General features: G+C 72.4%; 3 protein-coding genes. 1 reads left to right on the forward strand and 2 read right to left on the reverse strand.

The features are described 5' to 3' along the window. Nucleotides 1-23 precede the first annotated feature (23 nt). The gene (locus VHA72_RS08065; protein ID WP_325574040.1) at nucleotides 24-929 is read right to left on the reverse strand and encodes a metallophosphoesterase; all 906 of its coding nucleotides are present in this window, start codon (nucleotides 927-929) and stop codon (nucleotides 24-26) included. Between the two features lie 26 nt (nucleotides 930-955). On the opposite strand from VHA72_RS08065, the gene VHA72_RS08070 reads away from it, so the two are divergent. Beyond that, on the forward strand, nucleotides 956-1,411 hold the full coding sequence (locus tag VHA72_RS08070; protein ID WP_325574042.1) for a GatB/YqeY domain-containing protein: 456 nt from the start codon (nucleotides 956-958) through the stop codon (nucleotides 1,409-1,411). Here the strand turns inward: VHA72_RS08070 and VHA72_RS08075 are convergent. Then, nucleotides 1,408-1,821: PASTA domain-containing protein (locus VHA72_RS08075; RefSeq protein ID WP_325574044.1), on the reverse strand; the 414-nt coding region annotated here is incomplete at its 5' end. The two genes, VHA72_RS08070 and VHA72_RS08075, sit on opposite strands and share 4 nt — an antisense overlap.

A 1,821-nucleotide genomic window follows, 5' to 3' on the forward strand; every position in this document is an offset into this window, starting at 1 on the left:
GGAGCATAGCGGAGCGGTGTGGCTCAGTCGTAATCGGGCCGGGCGGTCAGGGTCAGCAGCGTCGCCTCGGGTCGGCAGGCCACCCTGATCCGCGCGTACGGCGAGGTCCCCAGCCCGGCGCTGACGTGCAGCCAGGCGTCCCGGTGATGGTGCAGGCCGCGCGCCCGAGCGGTGTCGAGGTCACAGTTGGTGGTCAGGGCCCGACCGCCGGGCAGGCACACCTGACCGCCGTGGGTGTGGCCGGCCAGGATCGCGTCGTACCCGTCGGACGCGAAGCGGTCCAGGACGCGCAGGTACGGCGCGTGCGTGACCCCCAGGCGCAGGTCCGCGTCGGCCGGGGCCGGCGAGGGCAGTCGGTCGAGCCGGTCGTAGCCGAGGTGCGGGTCGTCGACGCCGGCGAACGCGATGTCGACGCCGCTCACCCGCAGCCGCGCGGTGGTGTTGGTCAGGTCCTGCCAGCCGGCACCGGTGAAGCGGGCGGAGAGGTCGCGCCAGGGCAACTGCGGCACGTCGGTGCGGCGCCGGCCGTCGTCGGGCAGCAGGTAGCGGAGCGGGTTGCGGAAGGTCGGCGAGAAGTAGTCGTTGGAGCCGTGCACGAAGACACCCGGGACGTCGAGCAGCGCGCCGAGCGCGTCCACCAGCGCCGGGACGGAGTCTCGGTGGGCGAGGTTGTCACCGGTGTCCACCACCAGGTCGGGGCGCAGCAGGGCGAGCCCGGAGAGCCATGCGAGCTTGCGCTGCTGGGAGGGCACCAGGTGGATGTCGGACAGGTGCAGCACCCGCAGCGGCTCGGCGCCGGCGGGCAGCACCGGCACGGTGACCTGGCGCAGGGTGTACTGCCGCGCCTCCCACAGCGCATAGACGCTCAGCCCGGCTCCGGCGAGCGCCCCGCCGCCGATCAGGGTGCCGAAAACCGAGCGCAGCGTCATGGTGCAACCCTGACACAATGGCGGGTATGAGCACCCTCAAGGATCGCCTGCGCACCGACCTGACCGCCGCGATGAAGGCCCGCGACGAGGTCCGGTCGAGCACCCTGCGGATGATCCTGACCGCCATCACCAACGCCGAGGTCGCCGGCAAGCAGGCCCGCGAGCTCAGCGACGACGAGATCATCGGCGTGCTCTCCACCGAGGCGAAGAAGCGTCGCGAGGCGGCGGCCGCGTTCAGCGACGGAGGCCGTGCCGAGCAGGCCGCGAAGGAGACCGCGGAGGCAGCGGTCATCGTCGAGTACCTCCCCGCGCAGCTCTCGGCCGAGGAGATCAGCGACATCGTCACCCGGGCGATCGCCCAGACCGGCGCGGCCGACCTGAAGGCGATGGGCAAGGTGATGGGGGTGGTGACGCCTCAGGTCAGAGGCCGCGCAGACGGCGGCGCCGTGGCAGCGGAGGTACGCCGCCAGCTCGGCGCCTAGTGGCGGCCCCAGCCGGGCGGGAAGTTGCCGCCCGGGTTGCCGCCGGTCGGCCAGTTCGCGGGGCTGGTGTTGGACGGCGGCGACGTGTCGCGCGCGTGCTTGTGCTTGGTGGGCTTGTGCTTCTTCGGCGGGGCCGGTGCATGACCTGTGGAGATGTAGAGCATGATCACCGAGCCGGTGGGCGCGCTGCCGGACGGCGAGCCGTAGGCCACCGTGCCGGCCGAATAGCCAGAGGGAACCGACGGCCCGCGAGCGGCGTGGAAGCCGGCCGCCTCGAGTGCCTGGCGGGCCGCGGCGAAGCTCTTGCCCGCAACGCTCGGGATGTCGGCGGTCGTCCCGACCAGCTCACTCTTGTCGACCGGGTGGAAGTCGATCGGCTGCAAGGTGTCCTGGATCGGATGCATGGCGTC

Source organism: Nocardioides sp., from assembly GCF_035547795.1.
Lineage (GTDB): Bacteria > Actinomycetota > Actinomycetes > Propionibacteriales > Nocardioidaceae > Nocardioides.